At 73.1% G+C, this 21,682-nt stretch carries 22 protein-coding genes; 11 read left to right on the plus strand and 11 right to left on the minus strand.

Annotated elements, in window-relative coordinates:
* The 3 genes from AB0I06_RS32450 to AB0I06_RS32460 form a co-directional block, all read right to left on the minus strand.
* Positions 1–1,391, minus strand: a 1,391-nt coding sequence (locus AB0I06_RS32450) for a phosphoketolase family protein (RefSeq protein WP_363122440.1), incomplete at its 3' end; no start/stop codon positions are given.
* A 232-nt stretch (positions 1,392–1,623) separates the two neighbouring features.
* Complete coding sequence (locus tag AB0I06_RS32455) at positions 1,624–3,501, minus strand: RICIN domain-containing protein (RefSeq protein ID WP_363122441.1); 1,878 nt, start codon at positions 3,499–3,501, stop codon at positions 1,624–1,626.
* A gap of 429 nt (positions 3,502–3,930) precedes the next feature.
* Positions 3,931–4,383: a DUF4442 domain-containing protein gene (locus AB0I06_RS32460; protein WP_363122442.1), complete on the minus strand. Its 453-nt coding sequence runs from the start codon at positions 4,381–4,383 to the stop codon at positions 3,931–3,933.
* A 165-nt stretch (positions 4,384–4,548) separates the two neighbouring features.
* Between AB0I06_RS32460 and AB0I06_RS32465 the strand changes: the two genes are divergently transcribed.
* Both AB0I06_RS32465 and AB0I06_RS32470 read left to right on the plus strand, forming a co-directional pair.
* Positions 4,549–5,556, plus strand: a complete 1,008-nt coding sequence (locus tag AB0I06_RS32465; RefSeq protein ID WP_363122443.1) for a hypothetical protein — start codon at positions 4,549–4,551, stop codon at positions 5,554–5,556.
* A gap of 74 nt (positions 5,557–5,630) precedes the next feature.
* On the plus strand, positions 5,631–6,935 hold the full coding sequence (locus AB0I06_RS32470) for an MFS transporter (protein ID WP_363122444.1): 1,305 nt from the start codon (positions 5,631–5,633) through the stop codon (positions 6,933–6,935).
* Here the strand turns inward: AB0I06_RS32470 and AB0I06_RS32475 are convergent.
* The gene (locus AB0I06_RS32475) at positions 6,897–7,742 is read right to left on the minus strand and encodes a fused MFS/spermidine synthase (RefSeq protein WP_363122445.1); all 846 of its coding nucleotides are present in this window, start codon (positions 7,740–7,742) and stop codon (positions 6,897–6,899) included. The genes AB0I06_RS32470 and AB0I06_RS32475 overlap by 39 nt on opposite strands.
* An 85-nt stretch (positions 7,743–7,827) precedes the next feature.
* Positions 7,828–8,997, minus strand: coding sequence for an elongation factor Tu (gene tuf / locus AB0I06_RS32480; protein ID WP_363122446.1), 1,170 nt, complete (start codon positions 8,995–8,997; stop codon positions 7,828–7,830).
* 370 nt (positions 8,998–9,367) lie between these two features.
* Between tuf and AB0I06_RS32485 the strand changes: the two genes are divergently transcribed.
* Positions 9,368–10,159 carry a VTT domain-containing protein gene (locus AB0I06_RS32485; RefSeq protein WP_363122447.1) on the plus strand — a complete coding sequence of 264 codons (792 nt, stop codon included), beginning with the start codon at positions 9,368–9,370 and terminating at the stop codon, positions 10,157–10,159.
* A 21-nt stretch (positions 10,160–10,180) separates the two neighbouring features.
* Here the strand turns inward: AB0I06_RS32485 and AB0I06_RS32490 are convergent, their stop codons facing one another.
* Positions 10,181–11,350: a thiolase family protein gene (locus AB0I06_RS32490; RefSeq protein ID WP_363122448.1), complete on the minus strand. Its 1,170-nt coding sequence runs from the start codon at positions 11,348–11,350 to the stop codon at positions 10,181–10,183.
* Positions 11,351–11,443: 93 nt separating this feature from the next.
* Here AB0I06_RS32490 and AB0I06_RS32495 point away from each other — a divergent pair, with 93 nt between their 5' ends.
* The 3 genes from AB0I06_RS32495 (at position 11,444) to AB0I06_RS32505 (ending at position 13,227) form a co-directional block, all read left to right on the plus strand.
* Complete coding sequence (locus AB0I06_RS32495; RefSeq protein ID WP_363122449.1) at positions 11,444–11,914, plus strand: helix-turn-helix domain-containing protein; 471 nt, start codon at positions 11,444–11,446, stop codon at positions 11,912–11,914.
* 159 nt (positions 11,915–12,073) lie between these two features.
* Complete coding sequence (locus AB0I06_RS32500; RefSeq protein ID WP_363122450.1) at positions 12,074–12,949, plus strand: undecaprenyl-diphosphate phosphatase; 876 nt, start codon at positions 12,074–12,076, stop codon at positions 12,947–12,949.
* Between the two features lie 98 nt (positions 12,950–13,047).
* Positions 13,048–13,227, plus strand: a complete 180-nt coding sequence (locus tag AB0I06_RS32505; RefSeq protein ID WP_363122451.1) for a hypothetical protein — start codon at positions 13,048–13,050, stop codon at positions 13,225–13,227.
* A gap of 12 nt (positions 13,228–13,239) precedes the next feature.
* Here AB0I06_RS32505 and AB0I06_RS32510 read toward each other — a convergent pair whose 3' ends face one another.
* The gene (locus AB0I06_RS32510) at positions 13,240–13,869 is read right to left on the minus strand and encodes a DUF4291 domain-containing protein (protein ID WP_363122504.1); all 630 of its coding nucleotides are present in this window, start codon (positions 13,867–13,869) and stop codon (positions 13,240–13,242) included.
* 105 nt (positions 13,870–13,974) lie between these two features.
* Between AB0I06_RS32510 and AB0I06_RS32515 the strand changes: the two genes are divergently transcribed.
* Complete coding sequence (locus tag AB0I06_RS32515; protein WP_363122452.1) at positions 13,975–14,445, plus strand: nuclear transport factor 2 family protein; 471 nt, start codon at positions 13,975–13,977, stop codon at positions 14,443–14,445.
* Positions 14,446–14,513: 68 nt separating this feature from the next.
* Positions 14,514–16,079 carry an apolipoprotein N-acyltransferase gene (gene lnt, locus AB0I06_RS32520; RefSeq protein ID WP_363122453.1) on the plus strand — a complete coding sequence of 522 codons (1,566 nt, stop codon included), beginning with the start codon at positions 14,514–14,516 and terminating at the stop codon, positions 16,077–16,079.
* Here the strand turns inward: lnt and AB0I06_RS32525 are convergent.
* Both AB0I06_RS32525 and AB0I06_RS32530 read right to left on the minus strand, forming a co-directional pair.
* Entirely contained in the window at positions 16,003–16,908 is a 906-nt protein-coding gene (locus AB0I06_RS32525) for a Gfo/Idh/MocA family oxidoreductase (RefSeq protein ID WP_363122454.1), read from the minus strand. The two genes, lnt and AB0I06_RS32525, sit on opposite strands and share 77 nt — an antisense overlap.
* Before the next feature lie 10 nt (positions 16,909–16,918).
* A complete protein-coding gene (locus AB0I06_RS32530) occupies positions 16,919–18,103 on the minus strand; it encodes an FAD-dependent oxidoreductase (RefSeq protein WP_363122455.1) in 1,185 nt (394 codons plus the stop codon).
* Between the two features lie 92 nt (positions 18,104–18,195).
* On the opposite strand from AB0I06_RS32530, the gene AB0I06_RS32535 reads away from it, so the two are divergent.
* The 3 genes from AB0I06_RS32535 (at position 18,196) to AB0I06_RS32545 (ending at position 20,021) form a co-directional block, all read left to right on the plus strand.
* Complete coding sequence (locus AB0I06_RS32535; protein WP_363122456.1) at positions 18,196–18,786, plus strand: TetR/AcrR family transcriptional regulator; 591 nt, start codon at positions 18,196–18,198, stop codon at positions 18,784–18,786.
* A gap of 43 nt (positions 18,787–18,829) precedes the next feature.
* Positions 18,830–19,342 carry a DinB family protein gene (locus AB0I06_RS32540; RefSeq protein ID WP_363122457.1) on the plus strand — a complete coding sequence of 171 codons (513 nt, stop codon included), beginning with the start codon at positions 18,830–18,832 and terminating at the stop codon, positions 19,340–19,342.
* Positions 19,343–19,655: 313 nt separating this feature from the next.
* The gene (locus AB0I06_RS32545) at positions 19,656–20,021 is read left to right on the plus strand and encodes a hypothetical protein (RefSeq protein WP_363122458.1); all 366 of its coding nucleotides are present in this window, start codon (positions 19,656–19,658) and stop codon (positions 20,019–20,021) included.
* Between the two features lie 346 nt (positions 20,022–20,367).
* Here the strand turns inward: AB0I06_RS32545 and AB0I06_RS32550 are convergent, their stop codons facing one another.
* Both AB0I06_RS32550 and ung read right to left on the minus strand, forming a co-directional pair.
* Positions 20,368–20,868: a hypothetical protein gene (locus tag AB0I06_RS32550; RefSeq protein WP_363122459.1), complete on the minus strand. Its 501-nt coding sequence runs from the start codon at positions 20,866–20,868 to the stop codon at positions 20,368–20,370.
* Between the two features lie 116 nt (positions 20,869–20,984).
* Positions 20,985–21,668, minus strand: coding sequence for a uracil-DNA glycosylase (gene ung, locus AB0I06_RS32555; RefSeq protein ID WP_363122460.1), 684 nt, complete (start codon positions 21,666–21,668; stop codon positions 20,985–20,987).
* Positions 21,669–21,682 lie beyond the last annotated feature (14 nt).

Consider the following 21,682-nt stretch of genomic DNA (forward strand, 5'->3'; position numbering starts at 1 on the left):
ATCACCCGGCCGTGCCGGTCCAGGTGCTCGTCCACGGACAGGGTCCCGGCCTGCCAGGCCTTCCCGCTGGCGTCGTAGACGGCCTGGAGCCGGTTGGAGGCGGTCTCGTCCGGGCCGACCAGGCGGAAATCGCGGCGGTCGGAGGTGTCGCTCATGATCCGGGCGAGGAGGTCGCCGAGGACCCGGGTCGGTTCGTGCAGCGTCGTGCCGGGTTTGTCGACGGGGACGGCGAACTCGTCCAGCGGCGGGACGGGCAGGTCGCGGACGAGCAGTCCGCCGTTGGCGTACGGGGTGGCGCCAAGGCGCCTGGTGCCGTCGGGGACGCAGGCGAGGACGTCCGCGACGGGACGGCCCTCCGCGTCGAACAGCTCCTCGGGCCGGTAGGAGCGCAGCCAGGACTCCAGTTGCCGCAGATGGTCGGGGTTGTCGCGGACGCCGGACAACGGCACCTGGTGGGCGCGCCACGTGCCCTCGACGGGTTCGCCGTCGACCTCGGCCGGGCCGGTCCAGCCCTTCGGGGTGCGCAGCACGATCACCGGCCAGTGCGGGCGCCCGGTCACGCCCTCCTCACGGGCGGCGCGCTGAGCCTCGGCGATACGGTCCAGGGCGGTGTCCATGGCCTGCGCCATCGCGCGGTGGACGGTGGCCGGATCGTCGCCGGAGACGTGGATCGGCTCGTGGCCGTAGCCGCGCAGCAGCGCGTCGAGTTCGTCCTGCGGCAGACGGGCGAGGACGGTCGGATTGGCGATCTTGTAGCCGTTGAGGTGCAGGATCGGCAGGACGGCACCGTCGTGGACGGGGTCGAGGAACTTGTTGGCGTGCCAGGACCCGGCGAGCGGGCCGGTCTCCGCCTCGCCGTCGCCGATCACACAGGCGACGAGCAGGTTCGGGTGGTCGAGGGCGGCGCCGTAGGCGTGGGCGAGGGAGTAGCCGAGTTCGCCGCCCTCGTGGATCGAGCCGGGCACCTCGGGGGCGACGTGGCTGGGCACCCCGCCGGGGAAGGAGAACTGCCGCATGAGCAGCTCCATGCCGCGCGCGTCCCGGCTCGCGTCCGGGTACTTCTCGCTGTAGCTGCCCTCCAGCCAGGAGTTGGCCAGGACCGACGGCCCGCCGTGACCCGGGCCCCAGATGCACAGGGCGTCCAGCTCGCGGGCCTTGATGACCCGGTTGAGGTGGGTGTGGACGAGGTTGAGCCCGGGTGAGGTGCCCCAGTGGCCCAGCAGCCGCGGCTTGATGTGCTCGGGCCGCAGCGGCTCGGTGAGCAGCGGGTTCGCCAGCAGGTAGATCTGACCGGCCGCCAGGTAGTTGGCGGCCCGCCAGTGGGCGTCCAGCGTGCGCAGTTCCTCCTCGGTCGGTGCGGTCCTGCAGTCCCGGCGCGGGGCCTCGGGCATGAGCGACTCCCTGGGTTCTGCGGGCGGCCTCAGGAGGAGTACCAGTGTGGTCCGGTTCAATGCCTGGCGCCTCTCGGCGATGCCCGGACCCGCTCGATATCAGCCGCCGGCTCTTGCGGCCGGCCGCAGCGCGGGAGGTGTTGCCGACGGCGGCTCGGACCCCGGGCAGCCGTACCCCGGCGGGCGGCCCGCCCGCAGGACGACACCTCAACGGCGACGGCGCCCCCTGTTCCTACGGCAAGGTGACGGCGGGGAGGGCCGTCACCGTGTCCGTCACGGTGTCCGCCAGGGTGATGGTCACCGTGTCGAGGACGCCGGGGCCGGACCCGGTTTCGGTGTCCTCGGCACCGGACGGTGCCTCCTCGCAGCAGTCCACCTCCGCGAACCGCGGCTCGTACCGCTCCTGCGGCGGCTCCTCGGGCCGGGTGTGGGGCGGGCTGGGCCGGATACCGGGCGAGGCGTCGCCGTAGGGCTGCCGCCCCTGCTCGCGCCGGCTCTCCCGTGGAGGGTCCTCGGCGCGCTTGTGCCGTGACTCCCCCGGCCCCTCGGGACCGGGCACCGTTTCCAGGGCCCAGCGCTGGGCCGCGGATCCGTCGCGTCCGGTGACGACGACGTCCCGGTCCTTCCCGGGAGCCACGGCCCGTCCCCTGCTGCCGCGCGGCAGGAGCTCGCCGCGCACGGTCAGGTCGTAGCGGACGACTCCGGCGTGCACGAGGCACCCGGCCAGGACGACCGAGCCGTCGGTCGCGTCGGAGCCGAGGCACAGGGTGGGGTCGGCGGCGCTGCGCAGGACACCGTCGTCCTGGTACGACCAGCGCTGGGACCCGCTCGCGGAGCAGGCGGCCAGGGCGACGGGGGCTTCGGCCCGGATACGGCCGCCCCGGACGTCGAGGCACAGCCCGGCGCCGAGGTTGCGCAGCCGCCCGCGCGCCACTTCTGCGGGGTTGCCGACGGAGGCGGCCGAGGGCGGGCCGACGGACGGGGCCCCGCCGGCCGGAGCCCCGGACGAGGAGTTCGCGGCATCCGGGCCCGCGGGCGAGGATCCCCCGCCGTCCGGGCGGACGGAGTGGCCGCTGACCGCGCCCCAGGTGGCCTGCGGGCCGGTGGTGCCGTTCTCCTCCGTCCAGCCCCGGGCGGCGAGCAGGGTCGCGAGCAGGACGAGGGAGGTCACCCCGACCGCGGCCGCCAGCGCCTTGGTGTGCCTCCTCGACGGTCCGGGACGGCCGTGGACAGGCAGGGCACGCGTCCGGAGGCGGTGGCGTCCGCCGGGGGGCGTGATGCCCCGGTTCCCGTCGCGACCCGGCCGTGACTCCAGGTAGCGGCGGGCGCCCCAGCCGAGCACCGTCTCGGCGAGCAGCTCTTCAAGACCGCCTTCGAAATGGCTGAGTTGTTCGGCGGCGTGACGGCAGTAGCGGCAGGCCATGAGATGCCGTTGCACATCGGGCAGCAGGGCCCCGCCGCGACGCATGGGAACGTCCAGCAGACGGTTGTAGTAGCGGCATTCCCGCGTCGGCGCGAGTTCCCGGTGCGCTCGTACGCACCCCGCCCGGAATTGCTCGCGGGCCTCTTCCAGCGCTGCCGACGCGATGGCGGTGTCCACCCCCACCAGACCAGCCGGTACGGATATGGGTTCGGCTTCGACCTCGGTGTGCCACAGCAGGCATTGGGAGGCCGCCGGAAGGCCGTGGAAAGCACGCTCGGCGAGACGTCGCCTTTCGGGCGTACTGGACCGGGCGGCGCGCAGACCGCGGGCGCCGACGGTTTTGCGGAGTTCCGGCAGGACATGGGAAATGCCGTCGTCGGCGGCCCATGTCCCGACGGTCTCCCGGACGGCCGTCAGCAGGCGGGGACGCAGGGCGCCGGCGCCCGGCCCGGCCAGTTCCCCGCGGAAGGCGGCGGCTGCCGCCATCGACGCGGAGTCCTCAGCGGAGGCCAGGCAGATCACGGCGTATTCGTAGACCGCGCGCCAGTGCCGCGCCAGCAACAGCGCGACGGCGTGCGGCCCTTCATCCGGTTCGCCGACCCGGGCGAGGAGATTGCGGTCGGACTCGGCGGGCCCCGCTCCGGGGCGTGGCGAGTACGGCGGCCGTGGGGGGTGGGGGGAGTGCACGGAACCATGTCCTTCCAGCCGCGGAACGGCATGCGAATGGCGCGTCCGTCGGAAAGCAGGGGGTGATTGGTGCATACCTGTGCCGCATCTGCTGCGGACTCGGTGTGAGGCGGCTCACTTTCGCACACACGACTCACAGGTAACAAGGAGTTCGGATGACCCATGTTCAAAACGCGGCGAATTCAGATTGGTTACCGGCGGTATCCGCACCGGCTTTCGAAAATGCTGCCACTCAGGGACGCCAAGTTGTGTGCGCACAAAGGCGATCGGTCCACGAAATCTCCCCCTGGAGGTGCCGCTCAGTTCGTGGCGCGGCTGCGGGCCGCCCTCGGGGAACCGGACGGCGCACGCCCGGGGCGCCGTGGCAGGACTGCCCGGCATGCGAAAACCCCGGCACCGGGCCGGGGTCACGCATACTCGCGGGTGGGGTCAGCCGTTGGGCCGCAGGGTCCACACCACGGTCATCTCGCCGGTCACGGCGCCGTCGGCCCGCTGGATGGCGATGGCCACCGGGAACTCGGGACGCTCCCCGGCGTCCAGCTGCGCGACGACCTCGGCGGCCGGGCGGCCGAGGGTGGCCTTCGCGGTCACGGCGCCCATCGCCAGCTTCTTGTAGGAGATCTCGGCACTGACCGCGAGCGGCACGGCACGCGAGAGCTGGTCACCGAACGCGGCCAGCACGATCGCCCCGCTCGCGGACTCGCCCAGCGTGAACATCGCTCCGGCGTGCGGGCCGCCCACGTGGTTGTGGTACTCGCTCTGGTCCGGCAGCGACACCACCGCACGCTCCGGCGAGGTCTCCAGGAACTCGAGGTTCAGGGTCCGGGCCATGGGCACGGTGGCGGCGAGCATCTCGCCGATGGACATCTGCTCTGCGCTCATGACCGCATGTTACTCACGAGTAGAGAGGGCTGACCAGGGAGGTGTGACGACCGCCGCACCGACCCGTACTCCACCGGCCGCACCGCCGCGTACCCAGGGGTTGCTACGCCTCTGTCCACGGGCGGTGACCGAATCGTGTCCGGAGCGCGGCTAGGGTGGCTGCCCATGTGGCCAGGACAGCAGCCGCCCGGGGGCGAGCAGAACCCGCAAGGGAACAACCCGTACCAGCAGCCGGGGTACCAGCAGCCGAATCCGTACCAGCAGCCGGGATACCAGCAGCAGCCCAACCCCTATGGGCAGCAGCCGCAGTGGGGCACTCCGGCTCCGGCCGGAGCGCCGCAGCCCCCGCAGGGCGGCGGCGGCAAGAACCGGACGAAGCTGGTCGCGATCATCGCCGCCACCGCGGTGGTCGTGGCCGCCGGTGTGACCGGTTTCCTGGTGCTCGGCGGCGACAAGGACGACACGGCGGACGGCGGCGGCAAGACCGGCAAGGCGTCGTCGAGTCCGTCGGCCGAGGAGCCGAGCGCCCCCGCCACGGGCGACAACCCCCGCGGCGGCGAGGCGGAGCAGCCCACCGTCAAGGGCTGGAAGGTCGTCGTCAACCCCAAGTGGGGCACCGCCTTCGACGTTCCCGCGGACTGGGAGGTGGCCTCCCCCACCTCGTCCGTCTTCTTCGAGGACGAGAAGTCCGACGACGGCAAGGCGCTGATCATCATGTCGGCACCGGCGTTCTACAAGTCCAAGTGGTGCACGAGCGACGACAACAAGGACGGCAGGTCCGAGACCGAGTCCCTGGCCGGAGCCGGCACCAAGGGCGCCGACGGCGCCAAGAACACCGACGAGGTCGCGGTCAACCAGGTGGCCTGGTGGGTGTACGGCGGCTACACGCAGCCGGACAGGAAGAGCGTCAAGGCCGACGCCAAGGCCAAGCCCTACACCACCGCCTCGGGCGTGAAGGGCAGCGTCGCCTGGGCGCACTCGGAGAACACTCCCGACAAGGGCAAGTGCGCGAGCGACGGCAAGGCGGTCACCTTCGGTTTCAAGAACTCCGCCGGTGACTTCGTCGCCTGGAGCCTCTTCGGCGCCAAAGGCGTCAAGGGCGAGGTGCCCGAGAAGACCATCATGAAGATCCTCAGCACGGTCCGCCTGCACGGCGAGCCGACCGGAGGCTGACGCGGACGGAACGGCCCGCTCCTGTCCTGGGAAATCGTTTGGCGGAGCGGGCCACCGGCAGGGATAGTCACCCGGTGACATCCCCCACCGCCTCCTCCCGGAGCCCCCGCAGACCCGGCCGCGCCGGCCGCAACCACTCCCTGCTGACCGCCGCCGCGGTGATCACCGGCCTGGGCAGTAACGGCGCCTTGGTCGCGGGGGCGTTCGCGGTGCTGGAAGCGGGCGGCGACGGTGGCGACATCGGTCTGGTGGCGGCGGCGCGGACCCTGCCCCTGGTGCTGTTCCTGCTGATCGGCGGCGCCGTCGCCGACCGTCTGCCCCGGCACCGCGTGATGGTCGCGGCCAACGTCCTGAACTGCCTCTCGCAGGCCGCCTTCGCCGCCCTGGTGCTGGCCGGGGAGCCCCGGCTGTGGCACATGATGCTGCTCGCCGCCCTGGGCGGTACCGGCCAGGCGTTCTTCGGCCCGGCCGCCGAGGGCATGCTGATGTCCTCGGTCGAGGGCGAGAACGCGGGGCGCGCCTTCGCCGTGTTCCGGATGGCCATGCAGGGCGCCGCCCTGGGCGGTGCCGCGCTCGGCGGCGCCATGGTCGCGGCGATCGGGCCCGGCTGGGTGCTCGCGGCGGACGCGGCGGCCTTCGCGCTCGCCGGGGCGCTGCGTGCCTTCCTCGACGTCGGCCACATCCCGCCCCGGGCTCCGGGCGGCGGTCTGCTGGCCGATCTGCGGGACGGCTGGAAGGAGTTCGCCGGCCGCCCCTGGCTGTGGGGCATCGTCGTCCAGTTCTCCGTCGCCAACGCGGTCGTCGCCGCCGCCGACGCGGTCTACGGCCCGCTCGTCGCCCGCGACCACCTCGGCGGCGCGGGTCCCTGGGGCCTCGCCCTGGGCGCGTTCGGCGCGGGCACGGTCGCCGGTGCCCTGCTGATGACCCGCTGGAAGCCCCGCCGGCTGCTCCTCGCCGGCACCCTGTGCGTGTTCCCACTGGCCCTGCCCTCGGCCGCCCTCGCCGTCCCGGTGCCGGTGGGCGTCCTGTTCGCGGTGATGTTCTTCGCCGGAGCGACGGTGGAGGTCTTCGGGGTGTCCTGGATGACGGCCCTGCACCAGGAGATCCCCGAGCACAAGCTCTCCCGCGTCTCGGCGTACGACTGGTTCGGCTCGGTCGCGCTGGTCCCCCTCGCCACGGCCGTGGCGGGACCGACGGAGGAGGCCTTCGGCCGCACAGCCGCCCTGTGGGGCTGCTCGGGCCTCGTCGTCCTGGTCACGGCGGCCGTGCTGTGTGTCCCGGACGTCCGCAACCTGCGCCGCACGACCACACCGGTGGCCCGGGGCGGCACCGCGCGGACGTCAGCCGATGCCGAACGCCCCCTCGGGGGGCTCGGGTGAGGGCACGGCGTCCTCGTCCCGCACCGCCCGCGCGCTGCCGACGAACTCCCGCAGCGCGGCGTCGTGTTCGACCCGGGCCGGGAAGGCGTCGGAGGCCGTGAGCCGGGCCAGGGCGGCGACGTCGATCGGCCGGCGCCCGGCCACGAGCACCGCGTTCCCGAACCGCCGCCCCCGCAGCACGCCCGGCTCGGCGATGAGCGCGAGCTCCCCGAAGACGGTGGCCAGCGTGGCGAGTTGCGACCGCAGGAAGGCGAACGGCGCGGCGTCGGGGAGATTGGCGAGGTACGCCCCGCCGTCCCGCAGCACCCGCCCGGCCTCACGGACGTAGGCGACGGAGGTCAGGTGCGCCGGCACCCGCGACCCGGTGAAGACGTCCGCGACGAGAACGTCCGCCGAGGCGGCGGGAGCGTGCTCCAGCCAGTTCCGTGCGTCCGCCGCGTGCAGGGCGATGCGCGCGCCCCGCGGCAGCGGCAGATGCTCCGACACCAGCTCCAGCAGTCCCCGGTCGGCCTCGACGACGTCCTGCCGTGAGCCCGGCCGGGTCACGGCCACGTACCGGGGCAATGTGAGGGCCCCGCCCCCCAGATGCACCACGTCCAGCGCCCGCCCCGGCTCGGCCACGACGTCCAGCACATGACCGAGCCGCCGCGTGTACTCGAACTCCAGGTGCGCGGGTTCGTCGAGATCGACGTAGGACTGCGGCGCCCCGTCCACGGTCAGCAGCCAGGCCCGGTCCCGGTCGACGTCGGGCATGAGCTTGGCGGTGCCGTGATCGGTGACTCTGGTCACGGGAATGGGATCCTTCACCCCGCCATTGTGCAGGGGCGATCCCCCTTCGGGGCGCGGGGAACCACGCGGCCGGCCACCACGGCCCCGCGGTCCCCCGACGACCTCAACCCACCAGGGTCACGGTCCCCGCCCCCACGGTTCGCCCACCCTCACGGACGGCGAACCCGAGCCCCGCCTCCAGCGGCACGTCCCGCCCCAGCTCCACGGTCATCACCACCGTGTCACCGGGCCGGGCCACGGCCACGTCCCCCAGGTCGACGTCCCCCACCACATCCGCCGTACGGATGTAGAACTGCGGCCGGTACCCACTGGAGACAGGCGTCGTACGCCCGCCCTCACGCGCGGACAGCACATACACCCGCGCCGTGAACCGCCGGCTCGGCACCACACTCCCGGGCGCCGCGACCACATGACCGCGCCGGACGGCATCCCGAGGCACCCCCCGCAGCAGCACGGCCACGTTGTCCCCGGCCTGCGCCTCCTCCATCGGCTTGCCGAAGGTCTCCAGCCCGGTGACCACCGTCTCGACGGCGGCCCCGAGCACCTCGACCCGGTCCCCGACGCGCACCACGCCGCGCTCGACCGCCCCGGTCACCACGGTCCCGCGCCCGGTGATGGTCAGGACGTTCTCGACCGGCAGCAGGAACGGCGCGTCCAGGTACCGCTCCGGCATCGGAACGTAGGTGTCCACCGCGTCGAGCAGCGCCTCGATCGACGCCGTCCAGCGCGGGTCCCCCTCCAGGGCCTTCAGGCCGGAGACACGGACGACGGGCACGGAGTCGCCGCCGTAGCCGTGCGCGGTGAGCAGGTCGCGGACCTCCAGCTCGACCAGGTCGGTCAGCTCCTCGTCGCCCGCGTCGGCCTTGTTGAGGGCGACCACGATGTGGTCGACGCCCACCTGCCGCGCGAGCAGGACGTGTTCGGCGGTCTGCGGCATGATCCCGTCCAGCGCGGAGACGACGAGGATCGCCCCGTCGAGCTGCGCGGCGCCGGTGACCATGTTCTTGACGTAGTCGGCGTGGCCCGGCATGTCGACGTGCGCGTAGTGCCGGGTGTCGGTCTCGTACTCGACGTGCGCGATGTTGATGGTGATGCCGCGCGCCGCCTCCTCGGGCGCCCGGTCGATCCGGTCGAACGGCACGAAGGCGCCGCTGCCCCGGTCGGCGAGGACCTTGGTGATGGCGGCCGTGAGGGTCGTCTTGCCGTGGTCGACATGACCCATCGTGCCGATGTTGAGATGCGGTTTCGTACGGACGTAGGCCGTCTTGGACATGGCGGTACCTCGAAGCGTCTGATCGGCGGAGAAGAGCGTGGGACCCCGAGGACCTGCCCGACCCTCCCCTTGCGGGGTCCGCCGGACGAACCGGAGAGGGTCAGCTTCGGGCGCCGTCGGCGACGGCCGTGAGAACGGCGACGGCAGCCTTCGGGGCATCCGTGACCACGGATGCGGCGAGGGTGAAGGCGTGCCGGAACATGTCGTCGATCCTTGCCGACGCGTCATCGCACGTCGAATGGTTTTCGGCGCAAGGGTCCGCGCACGGGCTCGCGCACTGGCCTGCACACGGGCTTGCGCACCGCCGGCTGTGACGCTCGTGAGACGAACCATACGGCGATCACACACATTTGTCGGTTAGTGTCACCGGATGCTCGATGCCACCACCCGCTCTGGGGGCACCGCCACGGCCTCTCCCCGGGCCACCGCCGCGGAGCTCGCCGTCGCCGTCCCCCCGGCACCGACCGCCTCGACCGCCGTACCGACCCGTTTCGCCGCCCGCTGCACGAGAGTCCTGCTCTCGCCGTGGTCGCGGCTGTCCCTGCTCGCCGTGCTGCTCGCCGCGGGCGGGTGCGGGGTGCTGCTGTTCGAGCCGCAGCGGCTGCTGACGGAGGGTCTGCCGGCCCAGCTCGGCGGAGCCGCCGCGGCGCTGGTGTTCGCGGTGGCGTACGGCGTGTGCACCGTGGCGTTCGTGCCGAGGCCGCTGCTGAACCTCGCGGCCGGCGCGCTGTTCGGTTCGCAGCTGGGCCTCGGCGTCGCGCTGGCGGGCACGGTGCTCGGCGCCGGGATCGCCTTCTGCCTGGGCCGGGCGCTGGGCCAGGACGCCCTGCGGCCGCTGCTGCGGGGGCGCTGGCTCAAGGCCGCGGACGGCCAGCTCAGCCGGCACGGCTTCCGCTCGATGCTGGCGGTGCGGCTGTTCCCGGGCGTGCCGTTCTGGGCCGCGAACTACTGCGCCTCCGTCTCCCGTATGGGCCTGCTGCCGTTCCTGCTGGCCACGGCGCTCGGCTCGATCCCGAACACCGCCGCCTACGCCGTCGCTGGTGCCCGGGCCTCCGCCCCCACCTCTCCCGCCTTCCTGATCGCCCTGGCGTGCATCGCCCTGCCGGCGCTGGCGGGCGTGGTGGTGGCCTGGCGCAAGCGGCACCAGCTGCGCCGCCTCTGACGGGCGCTCAGCCCGCCCGGTTCATACCCGTTCCAGCACCAGGGCGTTGGCGAGGCCGCCCGCCTCGCACATGGTCTGGAGCGCGTACCGGGCGCCCCGTTCCCGCATCGCGTGCACGAGCGTGGTCGTCAGACGGGTACCGCTCGCGCCGAGCGGGTGGCCGAGCGCGATGGCGCCGCCGTGCACATTGACCCGGGCGAGGTCCGCGCCGGTCTCCTGACGCCAGGCCAGGACGACACTGGAGAACGCCTCGTTGACCTCGAACAGGTCGATGTCGTCGAGGGTCAGGGACGCCTTGCGCAGCACCTTCTCGGTCGCCGGGATCACGCCGGTGAGCATCAGCAGCGGGTCGGAGCCGGTGACGGCGAAGCTGTGCAGCCGGGCGAGCGGGCGCAGCCCGAGCCGGGCCGCCGTCTCGCTCGACGTGATGAGCACCGCCGAGGCGCCGTCGTTGACCGGGCTGGCGTTGCCCGCGGTGACGTTCCACTCGATCTGCGGGAAGCGCTCGGCGAAGACGGGGTCGTGGTAGGCGGGCCTGAGCCCGGCGAGGATCTCGGTGGTGCTGCCGGGCCGGACGCACTCGTCGCGCGCGACCCCCTCCAGCGGCGCGACCTCGGCGTCGAAGAGCCCGGCCTCCCAGGCCGCGGCGGCCTTCAGGTGGGAGGAGACGGCGAAGTCGTCCATCTGCTCGCGGCCGATCGACCACTTCGCGGCGATCAGTTCGGCGCTGATGCCCTGCGGGACGAGCCCCTCCGGGTAGCGCTCGGCGACTCCGGGACCGAAGGGGTCTGCCCCTGCGGGCACGTTGGACCACATCGGCACCCGGCTCATCGACTCCACCCCGCAGGCGACGACGAGGTCGTACGCGCCCGAGAGGACGCCCTGCGCCGCGAAGTGCACGGCCTGCTGGGAGGAGCCGCACTGGCGGTCCACGGTGGTCGCGGGCACCGACTCGGGAAAGCCCGCCGACAGCACGGCGTAGCGGGTGGTGTTCATGGCCTGTTCGCCGACCTGGTCGACGGTGCCGCCGATGACGTCGTCGATCAGGGCCGGGTCGATGCCGGACCGTTCGACGAGGGTGCGCAGGGTGTGGGCGAGGACCTCCACGGGGTGGACGTGCGCCAGGGAGCCGTTCGGCTTGCCCTTGCCGATCGGGGTGCGTACGGCTTCGACGATGACTGCGTCACGCATGTGCGGGCCTCCACGACTACTGGTGAGTAGGAAATCCGAACTCACCGTAGCCCGCAGGGTTGGAAATTCCAACCCTCTCTTAGACTGACCCCCATGGCCGCTCGCAAAGACCCGCGCCCCTGCTCCATCGCCGACACCCTGGCGCTCGTCGGCGAGAAGTACTCGCTGCTCGTGCTGAGGGAGGTGTGCCTGGGCAACGGCCGTTTCGACCAGCTGGTGCGCAACATCGGCGCCCCGCGCGACATCCTGGCCACCCGGCTGCGCCGGCTGGTCGACGCCGGGATCCTGGCCAAGCACCTCTACAGCGAGCGCCCGCAGCGCTTCGAGTACCGGCCGACCCGGGCGGGGCTGGAGCTGGAGCCGGTGCTGATGACCCTCATGGCCTGGGGCGACCGCCATCTGCGGCCGGACGGCGAGCGCCCGATGGTCCTGGAGCACTCCTGCGGCCAGGCCCTCGCCCCCGCCGTCACCTGCCGGGCGTGCGGCGAAGAGGTGCGCCACGAAGACCTCACGGCCCGCCCCCAGGTGCCCGGCTGGACGGTGACCGGACCCACCGCGGCCTGATCGCCGCAGCTCGGGAGCGGCTTCCAAACCCCTGTGTCCGGGCGGCCGTCCGGGGGCGCTACGCTTCCCCCTCGGCGCACATGATCCCCCGTTCCCCGCAACGGCGGTCCGGTGCGCCCGTCGTCCGTCCCACGATCGGCACTTGGACTCCGCTACCTCATGTCTTGGTTCGAATCACTCATCCTCGGACTCGTCCAGGGGCTGACCGAGTTCCTTCCCGTCTCCTCCAGCGCCCACCTGCGGCTGACGGCGGCCTTCTCGGGCTGGAAGGACCCGGGCGCGGCCTTCACGGCGATCACGCAGATCGGCACCGAGGCCGCCGTGCTGATCTACTTCCGCAAGGACATCGGGCGGATCATCTCGGCGTGGACGCGCTCGCTCACCAACAAGGAGCTGCGCAGCGATCCCGACGCCCGGATGGGCTGGCTGGTGATCGTCGGCTCGATCCCGATCGGCGTGCTCGGCGTGACGCTGAAGGACCAGATCGAGGGGCCGTTCCGCGACCTGCGGATCACCGCGACGATGCTGATCGGCATGGGCATCGTCCTGGGCATCGCCGACCGGCTCGCAGCCCGCGACGAGAGCGGCGGCAAGCACCGCGCGCCCAAGCAGCGCAAGGCACTTGAGGACCTGGGCGTCCGGGACGGCCTCATCTACGGCGTCTGCCAGGCCATGGCGCTCATCCCGGGCGTCTCCCGGTCCGGCGCCACCATCAGCGGCGGCCTGTTCATGGGGTACAAGCGTGAGGCCGCGGCCCGCTACTCCTTCCTCCTCGCCATCCCCGCGGTGCTCGCCTCCGGCGTGTTCGAGCTCAAGGACGCCACGGAGGGCGGCCATGTCTCGTGGGGCCCGACGATCTTCGCGACGATCATCGCCTTCGGGGTCGGATACGCGGTGATCGCCTGGTTCATGAAGTTCATCTCGACCAAGAGCTTCATGCCGTTCGTCTACTACCGCATCGCGCTCGGCATCCTCATCATCGTCCTGGTCAGCGTGGGTGCCCTGAGCCCGCACGCGGCCGAGTCGGCGGGCTGACCCGGGGGGTCTGTGACCGGGGTCTCGTGACCAACCGCATAGCGATCGGGTAGCCGTCCGGTAGCGGGCTGTCAGTGGCTGCCCCTAGGCTTGTCCGCATGTCCCCCGAATTCGTGACCCCTGGTTCCGTGCGGTCCGCTGCCGAGGTCAACGACGAGATCCGTGCGCTGTGGCAGCGCACGGGCGGCACCCTGTCGGCCGAGGAGCGCGCGGAGTACGAGCTGCTCGTCGTCGAGTGGGCGGCAGCGATGCGAGGAGCGGTCGTCGCAGCGGCCTGATCCCCGCCGCCCTCAGGGGCGCAGGGACGCCAGCACCTCGTCGTCGACGTCGTACGGCCGCTCCTCGGGCAACAGGGCCGCCGCCGACTCCAGTTGACCCGCCCGCACCAGCGCGTGGATCTCCGAGGCGAGCGGCGTGACGTCCTCGATCCCCACGATCCACTCGTCCGCGTACCGCGCGGCCGCCTCCCCCGCCAGTCCCAGCTGGAGCGACCGGTGCTGCAGCGGCTCGAGGCGCAGATCCCGTTCCGGATCCCACTGCACCCGCGTCGGCGCCCGCCTCAACTGCCGCTTCCAGTTCGCCTGGTCGCCGTGCAGGGCGGGGACGTAGTGGGACAGGCAGGCGTTGCGCAGGGCCCAGTGGAAGCCCTCCCGGTCGATCTCGATCGCCAGGACCGTCTCCTGCCCCTCCTTGGTGCCCCAGCCGCAGCGGTACATCATCCACAGGAACGACGGCTTGACCCAGGTCATGCGCTCCCGCTTCCAGGACGACGGGAAGCGGCCGTGGCGGGCGGCGGGGCCGCCGATCTCCGGGCGGTAGGCCTGGTAGACGGTGAGGGTGGACTCGGTGTGGCGGGCCCTTATGCGGAATCTCGGTTCGGTCCGTTCGCTGACACCGTTCACGTCGTATACGTCGTTCACATCGTTCACGAAGGACAGGCTGGGCCCCGGCGCCCCCCGGCGGCCACCGAATATCGCGTGCGCACGGCCCTTGGCCCTCCCCCCGCCATGCCCAACACTGGGGCGATGACGCAGCGTGTGGAGCTCGCCACCGTGAGGGACCGGCTGGCCGTCGACAGTCTGATCACCGATTACGCGGTGGCGGTCGACGACGGCGACTGGGAGGCCTACCGGCAGTTGTTCGCCCCGCGGGGACGGGCGGACTACCGGTCGGCGGGCGGCATCGAGGGCGAGGCCCGGGCGGTCGCCGGGTGGCTCGCGGAGAGCCTGCGCCTGTTCCTGATGCGGCAGCATCTGATCGTCAACCGGCGGGTGCGCTTCGGGATCTGGGAGCAGGACACCGGCGACACGGCCGAGGTCCAGGCCGACTACGTCAATCCCATGGCCACCACGGGGCCCGCCCCCGACTTCGTGTGCGGCGGCCGGTACGCCTTCGCGCTGCTGCGCACGGACGACGGCTGGCGGCTGAGCGAGGTGGTCGTGCGGGAGAAGTGGCGGCGCCTTCCCGAGCCGCGGACGGCACCTGTGGTCAACTGACCCGGCGTCCCGTGTCCTAGATCGTCCCCGGGGCGCACACTGGAGGCACCCGCGGGTAGGAGCCGCCTATGAAGACGCTCGGCCACTGGCTCACCTCCCCCTGGCGCCGCTCGGCGGTCGCGGCGGTCGCGGGCGCCCTGCCCGTCCTCGCCTTCCCCGCACCGTCCCTGTGGTGGTGGGCCTACGTCGCGCTGGTCCCCTGGCTCCTGCTGGTGCGCACCGCGCCGACCGGAAAACGGGCCGCGTACGACGGCTGGTGCGCGGGCCTGGGCTTCATGCTGGCCATGCACCACTGGCTGCTGCCGAGCCTGCACGTGTTCACGGTCGTCCTCGCCGCCCTCCTCGGTGCCCTGTGGGCCCCATGGGGCTGGCTGGTGCGTCGTCTCCTCGGCGGGGCCCCCTCCCCGGCCCGGGTCGCGGTGGCGCTGTCGGTGCTGCCGTCGGGCTGGCTGGCCGTCGAGCTGGTGCGGTCCTGGCAGGGCCTCGGCGGACCCTGGGGCATGCTCGGCAGCAGCCAGTGGCAGGTCGAGGCCGCGCTGCGGCTCGCCTCGGTCGGCGGGGTGTGGCTGCTCAGCTACCTGCTCGTGGCCGTCAACGTCGCCGTCGCCGTCCTCGTGGCGGTCCGCCGGGCCCGGGTGCCCGCGGTCGCAGGTCTGGTCGTCACGGCCGCCGCCACCTCCGCCGCCTGGACCTTCTCGCCGCGCCCCGCCGTCGACGGCCAGATCAGGCTCGCCGTCGTACAGCCGGGCGTCGTCGCGGGCCCGGACCACCGGTTCGCCCGCGAGGAGCAGCTGACCCGCCGGCTCGCCGGGCAGGACCTCGACCTGATCGTCTGGGGCGAGAGCAGCGTCGGCTTCGACCTCGACGACCGCCCCGACCTGGCGCGGCGGCTGGCGGAGCTGTCCCGCGCGACGGGCGCCGACATCCTGGTCAACGTGGACGCCCGGCGCTCCGATGTGCCCGGCATCTACAAGAGTTCCGTCCTGGTCGGGCCCGACGGCCCGACCGGCGAGCGCTACGACAAGATGCGCCTGGTCCCCTTCGGCGAGTACATCCCCGCCCGTTCCCTGCTCGGCTGGGCGACCTCCGTCGGGAAGGCCGCGGGCGAGGACCGCAGGCGCGGCTCGCAGCCGGTCGTGATGCACATAGGTGACGGGCTGCGCGCCGGACCGCTGGTGTGCTTCGAGACGGCGTTCCCCGACATGACCCGGCACCTCACGCGGGAGGGCGTCGACGTGCTGATCGGCCAGTCGTCGACCTCCTCGTTCCAGCACAGCTGGGCCCCCGGGCAGCACGCCTCGCTCGCCGCGCTGCGCGCCGCCGAGACCGGCCGCCCCATGGTGCACGCGACCCTGACGGGCGTCTCCGCCGTCTACGGCCCGGACGGACAGCGCGTCGGATCGTGGCTCGGTACGGACGCCTCCGCCACGCGGGTCTACGAGATCCCGCTCGCCCACGGCACCACGCCCTACGTCCGCCACGGCGACTGGACGGTGCACGCGGCGATGGTCGTCCTCGCCCTGTGGGCCGCCGGCGAGGGGGCGCGGACCCTGCGGCTCAGGCGCTCCGCTCCTGAACCGCGCGTACCACCCGTTCGCACAGTTCATGGGTCTCCAGCGCGTCCCGGGCGCTGAGCACCCTGCCCGCCCGGACCGCGTCCAGGAACGCGAGCACGGCCTGCTCGATCCCGCGTTGCCGGGCCACCGGCACCCAGTCCCCGCGCCGCCGCACGGTCGGCTGGCCCTTGTGGTCGACGACCTCGGCGAGATTGACGACCTGGCGCTTGGTGTCCTGCCCGGACACCTCCAGGATCTCCTCGGCGGAACCGCTGAGCCGGTTCATCACGCCGAGCGCGGTGAAACCGTCCCCGGCGAGCTGGAGCACCACGTGGTGCAGCAGCCCGTCCCGGACGCGGGCGCGCACGGTCACGTCGTCGATCTCGCCCGGCACCAGGAACCGCAGGGTGTCGACGACGTGGATGAAGTCGTCGAGGATCATCGCGCGGGGTTCCTCCGGCAGCCCGATGCGGTTCTTCTGCATCAGGATCAGCTCGCGCGGATGGTCCGCGCACTGCGTGTAGCCGGGGGCGTGGCGCCGGTTGAAGCCGACCGCGAGGCTCACCCGCCGCTCCTCGGCGAGCGCCACCAGCCGCGCGGAGTCCTCCAGCGCGTAGGCGAGCGGCTTGTCGACGTACGTCGGGACGCCGGCCTCCAGCAGCCGGGTCACGATCTCCGGGTGCGCCGGCGTGGGCGCGTGCACGAAGGCCGCGTCGAGGTCCGCGGCGAGCAGGGAGTCGAGGGTGGTGTGCCGCCGCTGCGGCGGGATGTGCAGGCCCTCGGCGACCCGGTCGAGCGTGGCGGGCGTGCGGGTCTGCAGGTGCAGCTCCACCTCGGGCCGGAAGGCGAGGACCGGAAGGTAGGCCTTCTGCGCGATGTCGCCGAGTCCGATGCAGCCGACCTTCACGGGGTCTCCTCTAACGGTTGCCTGCCGGGGTCTGCCCGGAAGCATACGGCCGCTGTGGGGGCGCCCAGTCCGCGATGCCGTCGAAGCTGCGCACGAAGAGGGCCGGGCCGGCCTTGGACACTGCGGCCATGGCCGTGTCCCGCAGGACGGTGCCGGTCCGGCCGCTCATGAGGCTCAGCCGGGCCACCCGCACGGCCTGGCGGACGATGGCGGTCGTGCGCGGCAGCCGGGCGGCGGTGTAGGCGGCGAGGTCGTCGCAGTGGTGGGCGAGCACGAGGGCGTCCTCGATCGCCTGGTTGCCGCCCTGGCCGAGGTTCGGGGGCATGGCGTGCGCGGCGTCGCCCAGCAGCGCGACCCGGCCGTGGTGGTGGGCGGGCAGGGGCTCGGCGATGTGGTGGACGTCGTGGCGCAGGACGTCCTCGGGCCGGGCGGCGGCGAGCACGGCGGGGATCGGGTCGTGCCAGTCTCCGAAGCGGCGCAGCAGCTCGGACCTCTCGTCGTCGGGCGCCCGGCCGCCGGCGGGGGCCAGGGCGGCGCCGTAGGCGTAGACGCGGCCGTCCTTCAGGGGATGGGTGCCCCAGATGCGGCCCCGGCCCCAGGTCTCGTGCGAGGCGAACCGGACGCCGGGGACGCGGGTCAGGACCCGCCAGGTGGTGAAGCCGGAGTAGACGGGCCCGGGGTGCCGGGGGAAGAGCGCGCCGCGCACGGCCGAGCGGACGCCGTCCGCGCCGACCACCAGGTCGGCTTCGAGGTCGCCGTCCGCCGCGGTGACGCGGGCCGCCCGGCCGGGGCCTCCACTGTCGGCGAGGGCCGCGGCGGTGCCCGTGCGGACGGCGCCCGCCGGGAGCAGGGCGGCCAGACGCTCGATCAGGGTGGCGCGGGGCAGCAGCACGAGCGGGCCGCCGAAGCGCGCGGCGGCGGCTTCGGACGAGGAGCGGGACAGCCACCGCCCGCGGGGGGTGCGCAGCCCCCCGTCCCCCGACCAGGCGGCGAGGTCGCGGATCTCGTCGCCGAGGCCGATGACGTCCAGTGCGCGCAGGGCGTTGGGCGCGAGGGAGATCGCGGCGCCGACCGGTTCCAGTGAGGGGGCGCGCTCCAGCACGGTGACGTGCAGGCCGCGCCGGTGCAGGGCCACCGCGGCGGTCAGGCCTCCGATGCCGCCGCCGATCACGACGACCCGCTCGGACTGTGTCATGGCTCCTGTCATGGCTCCTCCTGTATCCGACTACACCTGTAGTGACAGCACCGACGCTACTACAGATGTAGTCGGACGGGTAGCGTGGGCCCATGTCCGTACGCACCGCCGGCCCCGCCCGCTCCGACCTCGTCGCAGACACCGCCCTCGCCCTGCTCGCCGAGCGCGGGATGCGCGGCCTCACTCACCGGGCCGTCGACGAGGCGGCCGGGCTCCCCCAGGGCTCCACCTCCAACCTCGCCCGGACCCGACAGGCCCTGCTGGAACTGGCGGTGCGGCGCCTGGCCGACCGTGAGGCACGGGTGCTGGGGCTGCACGAGATGCCGGACCCCCGGGCCGGGACCGGCCCGCTGGCCGACGCGCTGGCACTGGCGACCCACCGGGCCCTGACGGGCGACCGCGCACTCACCCTGGCGCGCTACGAACTGGCCCTGGAGGCGACGCGCCGTCCCGAGCTGCGGGCCTACTTCGACGCCACGGGCGCCCGCTTCCGGGACCAGCTCGCCGTCCTGGTCGCCGGCATGGGCTCGACGGACCCGGCCCGGCACACCCTGTCGCTGATCGCCTGGGCGGACGGGCTGATGTTCAGCTGTGTGGCGGGGTCGTTCGGTGCCGAGGTGCCGAGCCTGGAGGAGGTGCGGGCCGGGCTGGGAGAACTGCTGGAGGGGATGCTCGGGGACTGAAAATCTTGTGGTGCGCCGGGGGCGGCTCGGAAAGGATGCCTCCATGACGAACGAACGCAGCATGCCCGCGACCACCGCCGACGAGCGCACCATGCTGGAGGGCTGGCTGGACTTCCACCGGCAGACCCTCGCGTGGAAGTGCGAGGGCCTGAGTGACGAGCAGCTCAGGTCCGCGGCCGTCGAGCCGTCCGACCTGTCCCTGCTGGGGCTGGTGCGGCACATGGCGCACGTCGAGCGGAGCTGGTTCCGCCGGGTGCTGACGGACGAGGACGCCGGGCCGCTCTACCGGAGCGATGAGGACCCCGACGGCGTTTTCCGCCTCACCGAGGCGGACACCTGGCAGGAGGCGTACGCCACCTGGCAGGCCGAGATCGAGACGGCCCGGCGCAACTGCTCCCGCTTCGGCCTGGACGACATCACCGAGGGCAAGCACCGGCGTACCGGCGAGCGGTTCAACCTGCGGTGGCTCTACACCCACATGATCGAGGAGTACGCGCGGCACAACGGCCACGCCGACCTGATCCGCCAGCGCATCGACGGCGCGACCGGCGACTGACGTCCCGGCCGTCGCGCCTCACCGTTCGCGGCCCTCACCGCACGTCACCCCCGTCACACCGGGGCCCTCCCTACGGGGTGCGAGATCACCCGTCCGGGGCAACGTCCGCCTGTCCGCCGCTCCATCTCGGGCCGGACGCACCAGAGTTGCGCGGGTGCATCGAACGACGACCACAGCGACGCTCCTGGTGACCGTGGCGGTCTCGGCCCTCTCCGGCTGTACGACGGTCCCTTCTCCCCCGACGCCGGGGCCCTCGGCGGCACCGTCCCGGCCGCCGGCGCCGCGGCCGGAGGGGGAGGCGACGCCACAGATCGTGCAGGCACCGGCCCGTGAGGCCCTGCAACTCATCGAAGAGGCCTCCCGCCGGCCGGAGCCGGCCCTGCCGACGCCCCGCCGGACCGACCGGCCGGAGGTCGCACCGGAGCAGGGGCAGCAGCCACGGCCCGGCCCTCGCGAGATCCACCGCCCGCGCCCCACCCGCCCGCACCGCACCGAGCCCGCACCGCACCGCCCCCAGCGGTCGCACGCCGACCTCCCCGATGTCCCGGACTCGGTACGGCGGGACGTCGACAGGAGCGTTCCGGACAACGCGGACGTGTGCGCGCTGGGCCGGCGCTACGGGGGGTGGCGGGCGGACAGCCCTGAAGCGACGATCTGCCGCGACACCTATGGCCGGTGACCCCCGCGACATCAACGGGCCTGGGCCCGCCGCGACATCAACGCCGGTGGCCTGCCGCGACATCGGCGGGCTTGGAAGCCGCCGTTACATCAACGGCCGGTGACCTACCGTGACACCAACGGCCGGTGACTTGCGGCAACACCACGGCCGTCGACCTGCCGCGGAACCCGCGGGCCTGGACCGCCGCGACACCACCGGCCAGTGCCCGCCGCAAAACCCACGGGCCTGGACCGCCGCGACACCAAGGGCCGTTGCCCCGCCGCGGAACCCACGGGCGCCGGTGACCTACCGCGGAACCCACGGGCCGGTGACCTACCGCAGCATCACCGGCAGGTGACCCACCGCCTCAGGGCCGCTGGCGCGGCGGCGTCCATGTTCCTGGCCCGTCCTCTCCCAGCCGGGCCTCCAGCCGGGCGATGGCCGCCCACACGCCCTCGCCGTAGCTGTCGTCGGCGAGGGCCGCGGCGGCGTCCCGGGCCCACCGCAGATGGGTGCGGGCGGCATCGCCGCGGCCGAGCCCGAGGTAGTCGTCGGCGAGGTCGAGGTGCAGCAAGGGGTAGAGCGCGGTCACCGCGGTCACGGCGACCGCCGCCTCCCTGGCCTCCTCCGCCGCCATCAAGGCCCGCAGGTCCCAGGCCAGTTCGTCCGCGGGGTCGTCATGGGTGTCGGCCAGGTAGTGGGCGAGGGTGCAGCGGTGCAGCGGGTCGCCGTGCTCCCCGAGCTCCGCCCACAGGCCCAGGAACCGGTGCCGGGCCTCCTCGCGGTCCCCCGCGTGGTGCAGCATCACGACCTGCCCGATCCGTGTCAGCACGGCATCCGGCGCCGCCTGCCCCTGTCGCTCCGCCACGACGCCCTCCGCGCACTCGCCGGCTGTTCCCGCCGACGCTAACCGCAGGTGGCGGCGATCCGGCTCAGGCGGCTCCGGACACCGCCGGACCCGTCACGGCCGCGTGCCCGGTGTCCTCAGCCCAGGTTCGGGATCGTCCAGTCGATCGGGGTGTGGCCCTGCGCCGCCACGGCCTCGTTGATCTGCGTGAAGGGACGCGAGCCGAAGAACTTCTTCGCGGAAAGGGGCGAGGGATGCGCGCCCTTGACCACCGCGTGCCGGGACTGGTCGATCAGCGGCAGCTTCTTCTGCGCGTAATTGCCCCACAGCACGAAGACCGCCGGGTCGGGGCGCTCGGCCACGGCCCGGATCACGGCGTCGGTGAACTTCTCCCAGCCCCGGCCCTTGTGCGAGTTGGCCTCGCCGCCGCGGACCGTGAGGACCGCGTTGAGCAGCAGCACGCCCTGCTGTGCCCACGGCATCAGATAGCCGTTGTCCGGGACCGGCGTGCCCAGCTCCTGGTGCATCTCCTTGTAGATGTTGCGCAGGGACGGCGGGACCCGTACCCCCGGCCGGACCGAGAAGCACAGACCGTGCCCCTGCCCCTCGCCGTGGTAGGGGTCCTGACCGAGGATCAGGACCTTGACCTCGTCGTACGGCGTGGCGTCCAGCGCGGCGAAGACCTCCTCGCGAGGCGGGTAGACGGGACCCTTCGCCCGCTCGTCCTCGACGAACTCCGTCAGCTCCTTGAACCAGGGCTGCTGGAGTTCGTCACCCAGAACCCCGCGCCAGGACTCGGGCAGCATGGCGATGTCGGTCACGTCAACGTCCTCAC

Source organism: Streptomyces sp. NPDC050674 (assembly GCF_040654575.1).
GTDB lineage: Bacteria > Actinomycetota > Actinomycetes > Streptomycetales > Streptomycetaceae > Streptomyces.